This is a genomic window from Mycobacterium sp. 1245499.0, from assembly GCF_001673615.1.
GTDB lineage: Bacteria > Actinomycetota > Actinomycetes > Mycobacteriales > Mycobacteriaceae > Mycobacterium > Mycobacterium europaeum_A.
On sequence record NZ_LZMG01000021.1, the window covers coordinates 1 to 12,540 of the forward strand.

Annotated in this window: 13 protein-coding genes and 1 pseudogene; 6 read left to right on the forward strand and 8 right to left on the reverse strand. The window is 68.1% G+C overall.

Annotated elements, in window-relative coordinates; genetic code table 11:
- Positions 1 to 92, reverse strand: a 92-nt coding sequence (locus A5646_RS28645; RefSeq protein ID WP_156765481.1) for an SDR family NAD(P)-dependent oxidoreductase, incomplete at its 3' end; no start/stop codon positions are given.
- Positions 93 to 109: 17 nt separating this feature from the next.
- On the opposite strand from A5646_RS28645, the gene A5646_RS00715 reads away from it, so the two are divergent.
- On the forward strand, positions 110 to 1,252 hold the full coding sequence (locus A5646_RS00715; protein WP_231998202.1) for an AraC family transcriptional regulator: 1,143 nt from the start codon (positions 110 to 112) through the stop codon (positions 1,250 to 1,252).
- Positions 1,253 to 1,370: 118 nt separating this feature from the next.
- A complete protein-coding gene (locus A5646_RS00720) occupies positions 1,371 to 2,876 on the forward strand; it encodes an NAD(P)/FAD-dependent oxidoreductase (protein WP_066881579.1) in 1,506 nt (501 codons plus the stop codon).
- 20 nt (positions 2,877 to 2,896) lie between these two features.
- Here A5646_RS00720 and A5646_RS00725 read toward each other — a convergent pair.
- Together A5646_RS00725 and A5646_RS00730 are read right to left on the reverse strand one after the other, a co-directional pair.
- Positions 2,897 to 3,718, reverse strand: a pseudogene (locus A5646_RS00725) (hypothetical protein); the annotation flags it as partial.
- On the reverse strand, positions 3,715 to 4,323 hold the full coding sequence (locus A5646_RS00730) for a TetR/AcrR family transcriptional regulator (protein ID WP_066881582.1): 609 nt from the start codon (positions 4,321 to 4,323) through the stop codon (positions 3,715 to 3,717). The gene A5646_RS00730 and the pseudogene A5646_RS00725, both read right to left, overlap by 4 nt.
- Before the next feature lie 150 nt (positions 4,324 to 4,473).
- On the opposite strand from A5646_RS00730, the gene A5646_RS00735 reads away from it, so the two are divergent.
- A complete protein-coding gene (locus A5646_RS00735; RefSeq protein WP_067019131.1) occupies positions 4,474 to 5,574 on the forward strand; it encodes a hypothetical protein in 1,101 nt (366 codons plus the stop codon).
- A 6-nt stretch (positions 5,575 to 5,580) separates the two neighbouring features.
- Here the strand turns inward: A5646_RS00735 and A5646_RS00740 are convergent, their stop codons facing one another.
- Genes A5646_RS00740 through A5646_RS00750 form a run of 3 tightly spaced genes read right to left on the reverse strand, consistent with a single transcriptional unit; the run spans position 5,581 to position 8,351 of the window.
- A complete protein-coding gene (locus tag A5646_RS00740; protein ID WP_066868007.1) occupies positions 5,581 to 6,081 on the reverse strand; it encodes a DUF302 domain-containing protein in 501 nt (166 codons plus the stop codon).
- A gap of 3 nt (positions 6,082 to 6,084) precedes the next feature.
- Positions 6,085 to 7,170 (reverse strand): NmrA family NAD(P)-binding protein, encoded by a 1,086-nt coding sequence (locus tag A5646_RS00745; protein ID WP_067019134.1) that lies wholly within the window; start codon positions 7,168 to 7,170, stop codon positions 6,085 to 6,087.
- 8 nt (positions 7,171 to 7,178) lie between these two features.
- On the reverse strand, positions 7,179 to 8,351 hold the full coding sequence (locus A5646_RS00750) for a thiolase family protein (protein ID WP_066881586.1): 1,173 nt from the start codon (positions 8,349 to 8,351) through the stop codon (positions 7,179 to 7,181).
- Positions 8,352 to 8,448: 97 nt separating this feature from the next.
- Between A5646_RS00750 and A5646_RS00755 the strand changes: the two genes are divergently transcribed.
- Positions 8,449 to 8,925 (forward strand): helix-turn-helix domain-containing protein, encoded by a 477-nt coding sequence (locus tag A5646_RS00755; protein WP_066868001.1) that lies wholly within the window; start codon positions 8,449 to 8,451, stop codon positions 8,923 to 8,925.
- Here A5646_RS00755 and rsgA read toward each other — a convergent pair.
- Entirely contained in the window at positions 8,909 to 9,904 is a 996-nt protein-coding gene (gene rsgA, locus A5646_RS00760) for a ribosome small subunit-dependent GTPase A (RefSeq protein ID WP_067019136.1), read from the reverse strand. The two genes, A5646_RS00755 and rsgA, sit on opposite strands and share 17 nt — an antisense overlap.
- A complete protein-coding gene (gene aroA / locus A5646_RS00765; protein ID WP_067019140.1) occupies positions 9,901 to 11,208 on the reverse strand; it encodes a 3-phosphoshikimate 1-carboxyvinyltransferase in 1,308 nt (435 codons plus the stop codon). The genes rsgA and aroA overlap by 4 nt, the downstream gene beginning before the upstream one ends.
- A 44-nt stretch (positions 11,209 to 11,252) precedes the next feature.
- Between aroA and A5646_RS00770 the strand changes: the two genes are divergently transcribed.
- Both A5646_RS00770 and A5646_RS00775 read left to right on the forward strand, forming a co-directional pair.
- Positions 11,253 to 12,017: an SOS response-associated peptidase gene (locus A5646_RS00770; RefSeq protein WP_066867992.1), complete on the forward strand. Its 765-nt coding sequence runs from the start codon at positions 11,253 to 11,255 to the stop codon at positions 12,015 to 12,017.
- Between the two features lie 115 nt (positions 12,018 to 12,132).
- Positions 12,133 to 12,540, forward strand: a 408-nt coding sequence (locus A5646_RS00775) for a TIGR03618 family F420-dependent PPOX class oxidoreductase (RefSeq protein WP_067019143.1), incomplete at its 3' end; no start/stop codon positions are given.

Consider the following 12,540-nt stretch of genomic DNA (forward strand, 5'->3'; position numbering starts at 1 on the left):
ACGACCACCCGGAATCCCTGCTCCGCCATGACCAATGCGGTTGCCGCCCCGATGCCCCGGCTAGCTCCGGTGATCACCGCGACACGACCCACCGACGTCACCTCCGACCTTGCTCACCGAGTGGCTGGCACGCGGGAACGATACTCCCGATCCGGGGCTGTTCGCCATACTGGAGGACGTGCAGGTGTTCGTCGGTTCCCATGTGTCGCACTGGGATTTCCCGCGGAGCACGGCCAGCGTCGCGTTGATGACCGAATTCGGTTGCAGGAACGGGCTTGCCGTCGCCGACGTGCTCAGCGGTTCCGGGCTATCGGAGGCCGACCTGCACGATCACGATCGGATGATCGTCGGGCGCCAGGAGTTGGCGGTCGCGGCGAATCTGGTGGACCTGCTGGGGGAGGCGGCCGGGGCGGCCAACCTGGGCATGCAGGTGGGCGGCAGCTATCACGTGGGATCGCTCGGCATCTTCGGCTTCGCGTGCCTGACCAGCTCCACGCTGGGCGACGCCGTCCGGTTCGCGGCCCGTTTCTACGAGCTCAGCTACGGGTTCTGCCTGCCGACCGTCACCGTAGAGGGACCGGTCGCGGCGCTGCGGCTCGACCTGCCCGACCTGACCGGTCCGGTCGCGGAGTTTCTGGTGCGACGTGATCTCACGGCGATCGCCCGCGTCATGGCGGAGTTGCTCGGCGGCCGGGTCCCGTTCACCGCGATCGAATTCAGCGGCCCGGCGCCGTCGGAGGGGGACCACGCGGCCCGCGAGGTGTTCGGCGTGGCACCGCAATACGACTCGCCGGCCAACGTCGCGCGCCTGCCGGTCGCGCTGCTGGACACACGGCTGCCCCGGGCCAGCGAGCCGAGCGTGGCCATGTGCGAGCAGCAGTGCAGCGCCCTGCTGGAACGCCGCCGGGCCCGCACCGGCGTCGCCCTGCGGGTGCGGGAGCGCCTGGCGTCGATCGACGGCGAACCGCACACGATCGCGGCCGTCGCCCGGCAGTTGGCGATGAGCGAGCGGACGCTGCGGCGGCGGCTGGCCGAGGAGAACACGACCTTTCGGGAGCTTGCCGAGGAGGTGCATCGGGTCTTGGCCGAGGAGCTGTTGGCGACCGGCGCGCTCTCGGTGGAGGACGTCGCGCTGCGGCTGGGCTATGCGGAGGCGACCAGCTTCATCGCCGCGTTCAAACGGTGGACGGGCACCACACCGGCGCGCTATCAGCGCTCGGTGGCGCCCCGCGCGCGGTCGCTGGCCGTCTGAGTCGCCCGCCGTCTGGCCAGCCCACCGTCCGCGTGCCCGCCGGTCGTGGCCGCAATCATGGATTTCTCGACCGCAATCGGCTGCGGGGGCGGGGCGGTGCGCCCATACCGTTTGAGTCATGACTTCGACCCATCGCCCTCGCGTGCTGGTCATCGGGGCCGGCTTCGGCGGACTCGCCGCCGCCTACGAACTGTCCAAGGACGGCCTGGCCGACGTGACCGTGCTGGAGAAGGCCGACGACGTCGGCGGCGTTTGGCGGGAGAACACCTACCCGGGCGCGGCATGCGACGTCCCGTCCAACCTGTACTCCTACTCCTTCGCCCGCAAAACGAACTGGGGCCGGCGCTACGCCGAGCAGCCCGACATCCTCGGCTACATCCGTGACACCGCCGACCGGTTCGGCCTGCGCGACCTGGTGCGCACCGGCGTGGAGGTCACCTCCGCCGCGTACGACGACGGCACCGCCACCTGGCGGGTGACGACCTCGGGCGGCGAGGTCGTCGAGGCCGACGTCCTGGTGCCGGCGGTGGGCCAGCTGTCGCGGCCGGCGCTGCCGGCTATCCCGGGGCTCGACCTGTTCGAGGGCCCGTCGTTCCACTCGGCGCAATGGCGCCACGACGTCGACCTGACCGGCAAGCGCGTCGCCGTTCTGGGCACCGGCGCGTCGGCGATCCAGTTCGTTCCGCGCATCCGCGAGGCCGCGCGGCACGTCACCGTCTTTCAGCGTTCCGCGCCGTACGTCATCCCGAAACCGGATCGCGCCTATACCGCTGCGCACCACGCCGCCTTCCGGAGGGTGCCCGGCTTCGCCGCCGCCATGCGCCAATTGATCTGGGAGATCTCGGAATTCTTCGGCCTCGCGCTGACCAAGGTCGCCCCACTCGCCCGACTGATAGGCGTGGTCGCGTCGCTGAACATCAAGCGGCACATCAAGGATCGCGCGCTGCGCGCGAAGGTCACGCCCGACTATCCGATCGGCTGCAAGCGGGTGCTGTTCAGCAGCGAGTGGTATCCGGCGCTGGCCCGTGACAACGTCTCGGTGGAGACCGGCGCGATCACCGAGGTGACGGCGACGGGGGTGCGCACCGCCGACGGGTCGCTGCACGAGGCCGATGTCATCATCTACGGCACCGGGTTCAAGGCCACCGAATTCCTTGTGCCCATGACGATCACCGGCCGCGACGGGCGCGACCTGCATGCGCAGTGGGCCCGGGGGGCGCGCGCCCACCTCGGCATGGCCGTGCCCGGCTTCCCCAACATGTTCCTGATCTACGGCCCGAACACCAATCTCGGCAGCAGTTCGATCATCCTGATGATGGAACAGCAGGCCCGCTACATCCGCCAGATCACCGAGCACCTCGCGCGCGCCGGCACGGGTCGCGCGTTCGAAGTGTGGCGCAGCGTCGAGCAGGCCTACGACACCGAGATCCAGTCCCGTCTCGACAACGGCGTGTGGACCACCTGCGACTCCTGGTACCGCACCGCCTCCGGCCGGGTCACCACCAACTGGCCCGGCCTGGTTCGCGAATATCAGCGCCGCGCAAGGACGGTCGCGTTCTCCGACTACATGGAGGTGCTGCCCCGATCCGTTCCCGCGGCGGAAGCCGAGGAAATCGGCGCATGACGTCGTTCGACTACGTCAGGGGGGTGGGTGACCAGGTAGGTCTCGTTGCCCAGGCCGGCGGTGAGTTCCTCGACATCGAAGGGGCGATCGAGGCGTGCGTGCAGCGCCTTCGGATCGATGAGCAGGCTGATTTCCGCGGTTTGACGGGCGAAGAGCCGCCCGATGATGGGATAGATTCGACGCATCACCGCCCGCTCGGCGGAGGTGCAGCGCGAGGCGCAGTAGCCGACGTGGCCGATCTCATCGGTGAGAATTTCGCTGTAAAGCAGTTCGATTCGTTCGGCGACGTGCGGTTCGTCGGCGAAAAGCCTTGTGCCGGCCCGGCGTAATTCATCGAACAGGATGCAGCCCGCCATCTCCGCGGCTCCGACGAACATGAAGCCGAGCCGTTCGGGCAAAAATACGTTCACTTTGACGAACTGGCGGATGACGAAGGGTGGTGCGACAACCTGGAAGGTCAAGTCGAACGCATCGAGAGCGTACGCCAGCAGTCGGGTGTGGTAGTGCTCTTCCAACTCGAGGTAGACCCGTTCGGGCGGCACGCTCTCGTCGCTGTTGCGCCCGTAGGTTTCACCCAGACCCACGCCGAATCGCTCCGCCTGATTCAGCTTTGCGGTGGCCAGCAGGAAGAGCATCTTGTCGTCCAGGCCGCCTTCGGGTCGCCGGCGTCGCAGGTTGCGCAGGAAGATGTCACGGTCGGCGGGATGGGCCGACCGGACGGGATTGGCTTCCAGATCGCTGAAGAACCGCTCGCGATTGGCCAGCCGCCTATTGAGCAGATCGGCCTCGCCGTCGCGCCTGGCCAGGAAATTCCGATAGCCCTCGATGCCGGTTTGATTCATCGCTTCTCCATTCCCTCGACAATCGTTGTGACGTAACGGTTTAACAACGCGGCATCATGGGCCCCGGTGGCCAGCAGCGCGAAGAGTCCGGTGAGGAAGAACGTCGCGAGTTCGGCCGCGTCCACCTCGGCGACCACCTGGCCCGCGTCCTGGGCTCGACCGATGACGCCGACCAGAAATTGTCCGAGCGGGTGCTGGGCAAGCTCGTCTTCTACCGGACGGCTCGAGGAGAAATGCAATCCGAGCATGTCCCGGAAAACCGCTGCGCCCAAACGACTTTCGGCGCTGAGCACGTGATGCACCAGATGGGAGAGCACCGACGCCAGGTCCCCGTTGGCGTCGCCGAGTTCGCTGATGATGCGGGTCTCCTCGACGCGCTCCGCCTCGATGAGCACGTGCTCCTTGGTCGGGAAGTGGAAATAGAACGTCCCCCGAGCCACGCCCGCATCGGCGACGATCGCGCTGACGTCGGCAGCGGCCAGCCCGCGCCGCGCAATCTCGGCCAGCGCCGCGTCGAACAACCGCGCCCGAGTTTCCAGCCGGCGCGTTTCGCGGACGCTCGTGCCCGGTGATCCGCTCGCAGATGGCGCGCGTCGTGACACCATGGTGGCACCGTACGCCAGGCGACTGACGGTCGTCAATGACGGGCGTCAGCGAGTGCCGGTCTTCGGGGCTGCGGAGCCCGCTTGCCAGACATGTATCGTCAAGCTTCCGGTAAGCACTTCTGTCCGCGCAGGAACTAGAGGACCCACCACATGAGCGGTCAATGCAGCGACGACATCGAACGCATCGCCAACCGGCTGGGATTCAGCTGCGAGCACGCGTCGCCGTGGTTGACGCTGCGCAATCCGTTCGGGTTGGCGAATTGGACGCTGCCGGTGCTCGAGCTGCTGATCGTCGCGGGTGCCGGGCTGGCGCTCTGGTGGGCGATCCGCCGACTGCGCCGCGATAGGGATCCCGTCAACATCGTGATCTGGTTCGCCACGGTGATCTACCTGCTCATCGTCGAGCCGCCGCTGTATTTTCCCACCGTCTTCGGCGTCGACGGCTCCCTCGGTGCGGTGTTCGCGCACAACGTCTTCACGGTCCAGTTGATGTACGACCGGCTGCCGCTCTACATCGTCGCCCTGTACCCCGCCATGATGACGCTGGCCTACGAGGTGGTGCGCGGCCTCGGCGTTTTCCGGGACTGGGGCGCGGTCGTCGGCGCGGTGTGCGTGGGATTCGTGCACAACTGCTTCTACGAAATCTTCGATCAGTTGGGTCCGCAGCTGCGCTGGTGGGCGTGGAACACCGACAACGCGATCAACCGTCCGATGCTGGCCTCCGTGCCGATGAGCAGCGTCCTGCTCTTCGCCACCGTCGGGCCGGCCTGCGTCGCACTGTTCAGCCAGCTCCTGATCACCGGTCCCATTGAGCGCGGGCGATATCTGAGCCGGATGACATTGATCGGCCGCGCCTTTGGGATCGCGGTGCTGGTGCCGGTTTGCCTCGTCATCGCCAATGTTCCGATCCTGCTGGCCGGTGGCGAGCATCCCGACAGCGCACTGCGCCGGGCGCTGTACTACATCATCCTCGGGGCGTTCGCCGTGGTGGCCGTCCCTATCCTGGTGCGGCAGTGGCGCAACACCGCGTTCACGCCCGGGGCGCGCAACGCCTTCGTCGCCGTCTTCGGGTCGGCATTTCTGATCGTGCTCGGGGGTTTGTGGTTGTCGGCCGACGGAACACCCACCGGCAACCCGGTCTACGTGGGGGCGTGCTACCTGCTCGCCGTCGCCTTAACCCTGTCGGTGACCGTGCGCGCCGGTCGACCGTCGGCTCTCATCCGCCGAAAACAGCTGACCGGCACGGGGTAACGCCGGTCACGCGGTGACCTTCTCGGCCAGCGCCGCCAGCTTCGCATCGAGTCCTTCTGCGGCGCTGAGCAATTCGGCGTTCGGCTCGACGACGATCAGCGACGACGGCTTGACGTAGGTCAGGCTGCTGCCCGAACCCTCCTCGAGCAACAGCAGCTCGACCGGGGCGAACAGCCCGGCCGTCACGTCGTGGCGCAGCATCGTGATCGCGATCAGCGGATTGCCGAGAATGACGCGCAACGCCCTGCGGTCGATGCCGGCCTTGGTGATCCAGGCGCCGTGGTCAACCAGACCGAACAACATGAATCCGCTTGGTCCGACGCGGGATTCGACGCGCTCCCGGTACGAATCCCAGTCGCCGGTGGAAGTGGCGATGTCGTTGATCGGCACGGGTTGCTCGCCGATGTCGGCCAGTAGGGCGGCGACGAGTTCCTCGTAGCTCTTCTCGCTGTGATACCGCACGCGCACGCCGTCGAAGGGGATTTCGTATGGGTCGGAGGTAGACATCGGCTACAGCCTCCCTTGCCGCTTGTCCTCGCCGATTTTGAGTATCGGAGTTCGATTCTCCGGTTGGATCCGCTCCCAAAGGCCGCCACCACTGCGCTGCCGCGCAAGGTGATCTTGACGCCGGAACCACTCCTCGGCACTCCTGATCCGGTTCGGGTGGATCTCGTCGAGGAGCGCATAATCCCGTTTGACCACGCGGTGCTTCCAGAGATTCCAGAACCCGGTGAAGTTGTCGCGGACGTTCATGGTGCTCTTGTCCTTCCGGTCGGCGTTGTACCCCGCGGGCGCGTCGGCGATGACGCCGAGTGGACCGTTTCGCCAGTACGTGTCCAGATCGGTGTCGACGTACCGCGCCGGATGCCCAGTGACCTTCTCGAACGCCGCGGCGAGATCGGCGTAGCCGATGTCGTCGACAGCCACCTCGAGATCCATGCCGTTCGCGCGCTCGGGATGGTCGAAAAGCCAACGGACGTAGTAACCGCAGTCCTCGAGTGACACGTGCGGCACGGCCCCGTCTCCGAGTGGAACACGCCACGTCAGGACGCCGTCTTCGACGGTGGGCGTCATCGGCGTGCCGGGCGAGATCACCATCTCGAGGTAGGGGCCCGAGGTGAACAGCGCCGCGCCCATCCGATCGCGATTCACCTGATTCTGGAACAGAATCCACTCGCCAACGCGCCCCTTGCCGTCGTAGTGACCGGTGCGGAACCGAGAGTCGTATCCCGCCTTCTTCAGCCCGTAGTCGAGGTTTCCGTACACGAAGAATCTGATTCCTTCTTCGATGGCGATCTCGTAACTGCGGATCGCCCAGTAAATCTCGGCCTTCTCGCCGGTGTTGAACCCGTCGATGTTGACGAAGGCTCCGTCACAACCGCGGAATCCCTCTCGCAGCGTCGCTTCGTCAGCGAACGATCCCTCCACGGCGGAGACGTTTTCGAGCTCCAACAGTTCCCTGGCTCGCCGGCTACCTGCGTCGCGAGTGAGAAACCGAACCGAGTATTTCTTGTCGGCGACGAGCGCGCGGATGATGGGCATGCCCTGGGCTCCGGTGCCGCCGACGACGAAGATGTTCGAGGTGGCCTGCGACATCGACCGGCTCACAGTCGCTCGATGATGGTGGCGTTGGCCATGCCGCCGCCCTCGCACATCGTCTGCAGACCGTACCGACCGCCGCGCTGCTCGAGAGCGTTGACCAGTGTCGTCATCAGCCGAGCGCCGCTGGCGCCCAACGGGTGACCGATCGCGATCGCCCCGCCGTTGACGTTGGTCTTGGCCAGGTCCGCCCCGGTGTCCTGCGCCCAGGCCAGCACGACGGGCGCAAACGCCTCGTTCACCTCGAACAGGTCGATGTCGGCCAGCGTCAGGCCGGCCCGCTGTAGCACCTTCTCGGTGGCCGGAATGACGCCGGTCAGCATGTAGAGCGGGTCGGAGCCCACCACGGTGGTGGTGTGGATCCGGGCCAGCGGGCGCAGCCCCAGTTTCTTGGCGGCCTCGCCGCTGGTGATCAGCACCGCGGCGCTGCCGTCCGACAGCGGCGAGGAGTTGCCGGGCGTGATCTCCCAATTGATCTGCGGGAAGCGGGCTTTGGCCGCGTCGCTGTAGAACGCGGGCTGCAATCCGGCCAGCGTCTCGACCGTCGTGCCGGGGCGGATGATCTCGTCGGTGGCCAGCCCGGCGATCGGAATGAGCTCGTTGTCGAACAGCCCTTCCTTGGTGGCGCGGGCGGCCTTCTCGTGGCTGCCGGCGGAGAACTCGTCGAGCTGGGCGCGCGAAAAGCCCCACTTCGCGGCGATCAGTTCCGCGCTGATGCCCTGTGGCACCAGGCCGTCGGGGTAGCGGCGCGTCATGTCCGCGCCCATCGGGTTGCTGCCCGGTGACACCTGGGAGCCCATCGGCACGCGACTCATCGACTCCACGCCACCGGCGATGACGATGTCGTAGGCGCCGGCGATCACGCCCTGCGCGGCGAAGCTGATGGCCTGCTGGCTGCTGCCGCACTGGCGGTCGATCGTCACGCCGGGGACCGACTCCGGGAACCCCGCGCCCAGCAGGGCATTACGGGCGATGTTGGCCGCCTGGTCGCCCACCTGGGTGACGGCGCCGGCGATGACGTCGTCGACCTGGGCCGGATCGACGCCGGTGCGTGCGACCAGTTCGCGCAGGCTGTGCGCCAGCAGATCGGCGGGCAGCACGTCGTGCAGCGCGCCACTGGCCTTGCCCTTGCCGATGGGGGTGCGGACGGCTCCGACGATGACGGCGTCGCGGTTCATGACTCCTCCTCGAGTCCAGATCATCTAGGTATAGATTGCTGTACCTAGATAAACACCTCGGTATGCTTAAAGCAACCCAGGTGCGGAGGTGATTTAAATGACACTGCTGCAAGGACCGCTGGCCGACCGCGACTCGTGGTCGGCGGTGGGACAGTGCGCGATCGAGAAGACGATGGCGGTCGTCGGAACCAAGTCCGCGATGCTGATCATGCGCGAGGCGTACTACGGCACCACCCGATTCGACGACTTCGCCCGCCGGGTGGGCATCACCAAGGCCGCCACCTCGGCGCGGCTGAGCGAACTGGTCGAGTTGGGCCTGCTGCGCCGCCAGCCCTATCGCGAACCCGGGCAGCGCAGCCGCGACGAGTACGTGCTCACCCAGGCCGGCATCGACTTCATGCCGGTGGTGTGGGCGATGTTCGAGTGGGGGAGGCGCCATCTGCCGGGGCACAACCGGCTGCGGCTGACCCATTTGGGCTGCGGCGCCGAGGCGACGGTCGAAATCCGTTGCGCCCAAGGCCATCTGGTGCCGCCCGACGAGCTCGGCATGCGGCTGGCTAAGAAGTCTGGTTGAGCGCGGCCAGCAGCCGCCGCGCCGCGGCGACGCGGCGGACGGCCGGCCCGGTCAGGGTGTCCAGCGCGCACTCGGGGTCGGCCGGCGGACCCATGTGCCCGCAGCCGCGCGGGCAGTCGGCGACGGCCTCGGCCAGGTCGGAAAACGCCATCATGACGTCGTCGGGCTGGATGTGGGCGAGCCCGAAGGACCGGATACCCGGCGTGTCGATCACCCAGCCGGTGGTGCCCAGCGGCTCGGTCAACGGCAGCGCCACCGACTGCGTCGAGGTGTGCCGCCCCCGGCCGATGTCGGTCACGTCGCCGACGGCGCGGTCCGCGTCGGGCACCAGGCGGTTCACCAGGGTGGACTTGCCGACGCCGGAATGGCCGAGCAGCACGGTGATCTTCCCCGCGAGCAGGTCCGCCACCGCGAGCAGGGGATCGTCGCGGCCGGCCTCGACCACCGTGAGGTCCAGGTCGACGAATTGCCGGGCGAACGGCTCCGGCGGGGCGAGATCGGTCTTGGTCAGGCACAGGATCGGCCTGAGCCCGCCGGCGTAGGCGGCGATCAGCGTTCGGTCCACCAGGCCGGTGCGCGGCGGCGGGTCGGCCAGCGCGACCACGATCAGCAGCTGATCGGCGTTGGCGACCACCACCCGCTCGGTGGGATCGGTGTCATCGGCGGTGCGCCGCAACACCGTTCGGCGCTCTCCGCGACGCACGATGCGGGCCAGCGTGTCGGGGCGCCCGGACAGATCGCCCACCACGTCGACGTCGTCGCCCACCACGATCGGGGTGCGGCCCAGCTCACGGGCCCGCATGGCGGTGACCCGGCGATGGACGTCGCCGCCCAGCACGCACCCCCAGCGGCCGCGGTCGACGCTGACCACCATGGCCGCCTCGGCGTCCGCGTGCTCGGGACGGGTCTTGGTCCGCGGTCGCGAGCCCCGGCCGGAGCGGATTTTGACGTCGGACTCGTCGTAGTCGCCGGGCCTCACATGCCGGGCTCTTTCCCGGGCTCCAGCATCCGGGCCCACAGCCGCGGGAAGTCCGGCAGCGTCTTGGCGGTGGAGCCGATGTCGTCGACCTCGACCCCGGGCACCCGCAGCCCGATGATGGCGCCGGCCATCGCCATCCGGTGGTCGGCATAGGCGCGCCAGGTTCCCGACTGCAACGGGGTCGCGGTGATCACCAGGCCGTCGGGGCTCTCGGTGCAGTCGCCGCCCAGCCGGTTGATCTCCTTGCGCAGCGCGGCCAGCCGATCGGTCTCATGCCCGCGCAGATGCGCGATGCCGGACAGCCGCGACACCGATCCCGGCGTCGCCAGCGCCGCCAGGGCGGCCACCGACGGCGTCAGCTCGCCGACCGCGCGCAGGTCGACGTCGAAACCGTCGTAGTCGCCGGATCCGCGCGCCTCCAGGAACGAATCAGTGTGCTGCACAACGGCATTGAGCTTGGCCAGCACGCTCAGGATGTTGTCGGCGGGCTGCACACTGGTCGACGGCCAGCCGGTGATGCGCACCGCGCCACCGGTGACCACCGCCGCGGCCAGGAAGGGCACGGCGTTCGTCAGGTCCGGCTCCACCTCCCAGTGCCGGGCGGCGACGTTTCCCGGCGCCACTTGCCAGCGGTTGGGGACGGAGTCGTCGACGTCGACGCCGGCCTGGCGCAGCATCGTCACCGTCATGGCGATGTGCGGCGCCGACGGCAGCGCCCCGCCGGTGTGTTGCACGGTCAGCCCCTCGGCGAACGAGGCCGCGCACAACAGCAGGCCCGACACGAACTGCGACGAGGCCGAGGCGTCGATGTTCACGGTCCCGCCGATGACCGAGCCGGTGCCCAGCACCCGGAAGGGGAGACCGGAGCCGTCGATCCGCACGCCGAGCCCGCGCAGCGCGTCCAGCAACGGGATGATGGGCCGTGCCCGGGCCTGCTCGTCGCCGTCGAACTCGACGATCGATTCGGCCAGCGCCGCCAGCGGCGGGACGAACCGCAACACCGTGCCGGCCAGCCCGCAGTCGACCTGGGCCATCGGTTCGGGCGACACGCGACCGCCGACGGTCAGTTCGGTCCCGTCACCGTCCTCGTCGCCGTCGATGTCCAGACCCAGGGTGTGCAGCGCCCCGATCATCAGGTCGGTATCGCGGCTGCGCAGCGCGCCGGTGATGGTCGGGGTGCCTTGCCCCTGGGCGGCGGCCAGGGCCGCCAGCACCAGGGCGCGGTTGGTCTGCGATTTCGATCCCGGAACGGTCACGGTCGCGCGCACCGGTTGCGCCGCCACGGGGGCCTGCCACGTACTCACCGCTCCATCATCGCCTGTCACCGGTTTCTGCCACCATGGGTGTTATGTGCGGAAGGTTCGCGGTCACCACCGATCCGGCTTTGCTGGCCCAGAAGATCAAGGCGATCGACGAGGCCACCGGCGCCGACGCCGGATCGACGGGCCCCAACTACAACGTGGCCCCGACCTCGACCATCGCGACCGTGGTCAGCCGGCATTCCGAGCCCGAAGACCAGCCGACGCGCCGGGTGCGGCTGATGCGCTGGGGTTTGGTGCCGCCGTGGGCCAAGGCCGGTTCCGACGGCGCGCCCGACACCAAGGGGCCGATGCTGATCAACGCGCGCGCGGACAAGGTCACCACCTCGCCCGCCTTCCGGACCAGCGCGAAGTCCAAGCGCTGCCTGATCCCGATGGATGGCTATTACGAGTGGCGGGTCAACTCCGCCGACGCGGCCGGCAAGAAGACCCGCAAGACGCCGTTCTTCATGTACCGCGAGGACGGGGAGCCGCTGTTCATGGCGGGCCTGTGGTCGGTGTGGAAACCGGCCAAGGATGCTTCGCCGCTGCTGAGTTGCACGATCATCACCACCGACGCGCCCGGCGAGCTCGCGCAGATTCACGATCGGATGCCGCTGGTGGTGCCCGAACGTGACTGGGACCGGTGGCTTGACCCGGACGCCGAGATCGATCAGGACCTGCTGGACCGCACGCCCGACGTGCGCGCCATCCGGATGCGTGAGGTCTCGACGCTGGTCAACAACGTCCGCAACAACGGCCCGCAGCTGCTCGAGCCGGCCGAGCCGCAACCCGAGCAGATGCAAATCCTTTAGCGCTCGGCCGGCGCGATCTCGCGCCGGGCTTCGGGCTGTCGGATTGCGTACAGCCTCTTCGTCGTATGGATAGGCAACCGAATTGCCCGGAGCCACGACGCATCAGGAGAACGCAATGAACACAACGAGACTCAGTGACAGCGCGCGCCAACTCATCGGGTCCGACCCGGCCACGCTCGTCACGATCAATCGCGACGGCAGCCCGCAAGTCAGCCTGGTCTGGATGACGGTGCGCAGTACAGCCGACGGCGGTGATGAGTTGGTCACCGCTCATCTGCAGGAGCATCAGAAGATCCGCAACATCCGGCGTGATCCCCGCGTGGCGGTGACCATCGCGTCCACCGACCGCAGCGGGCCGCAGACGCCGTATCTGTCGATCAGGGGCACCGCCCGCGTCGAGGAGGGCGGTGCGCCCGAACTGCTCGACGAGATCGCCACGACCATCTTCGGCCCCGGCACGGGGTTCCCACCGCCGGACGCACCCGCCGGCTACCTGACTCACATCACGATCGAGAAGGTCGGC

Coding starts and splice junctions, on each gene's coding strand:
- A5646_RS00720 (WP_066881579.1), top strand. CDS start 1,371: ATGACTTCGACCCATCGCCCTCGCGTGCTGGTCATCGGGGCCGGCTTC.
- A5646_RS00745 (WP_067019134.1), bottom strand. CDS start 7,170: ATGTCGCAGGCCACCTCGAACATCTTCGTCGTCGGCGGCACCGGAGCC.
- A5646_RS00735 (WP_067019131.1), top strand. CDS start 4,474: ATGAGCGGTCAATGCAGCGACGACATCGAACGCATCGCCAACCGGCTG.
- A5646_RS00730 (WP_066881582.1), bottom strand. CDS start 4,323: ATGGTGTCACGACGCGCGCCATCTGCGAGCGGATCACCGGGCACGAGC.
- A5646_RS00755 (WP_066868001.1), top strand. CDS start 8,449: ATGACACTGCTGCAAGGACCGCTGGCCGACCGCGACTCGTGGTCGGCG.
- A5646_RS00770 (WP_066867992.1), top strand. CDS start 11,253: ATGTGCGGAAGGTTCGCGGTCACCACCGATCCGGCTTTGCTGGCCCAG.
- A5646_RS00750 (WP_066881586.1), bottom strand. CDS start 8,351: ATGAACCGCGACGCCGTCATCGTCGGAGCCGTCCGCACCCCCATCGGC.
- A5646_RS00740 (WP_066868007.1), bottom strand. CDS start 6,081: ATGTCTACCTCCGACCCATACGAAATCCCCTTCGACGGCGTGCGCGTG.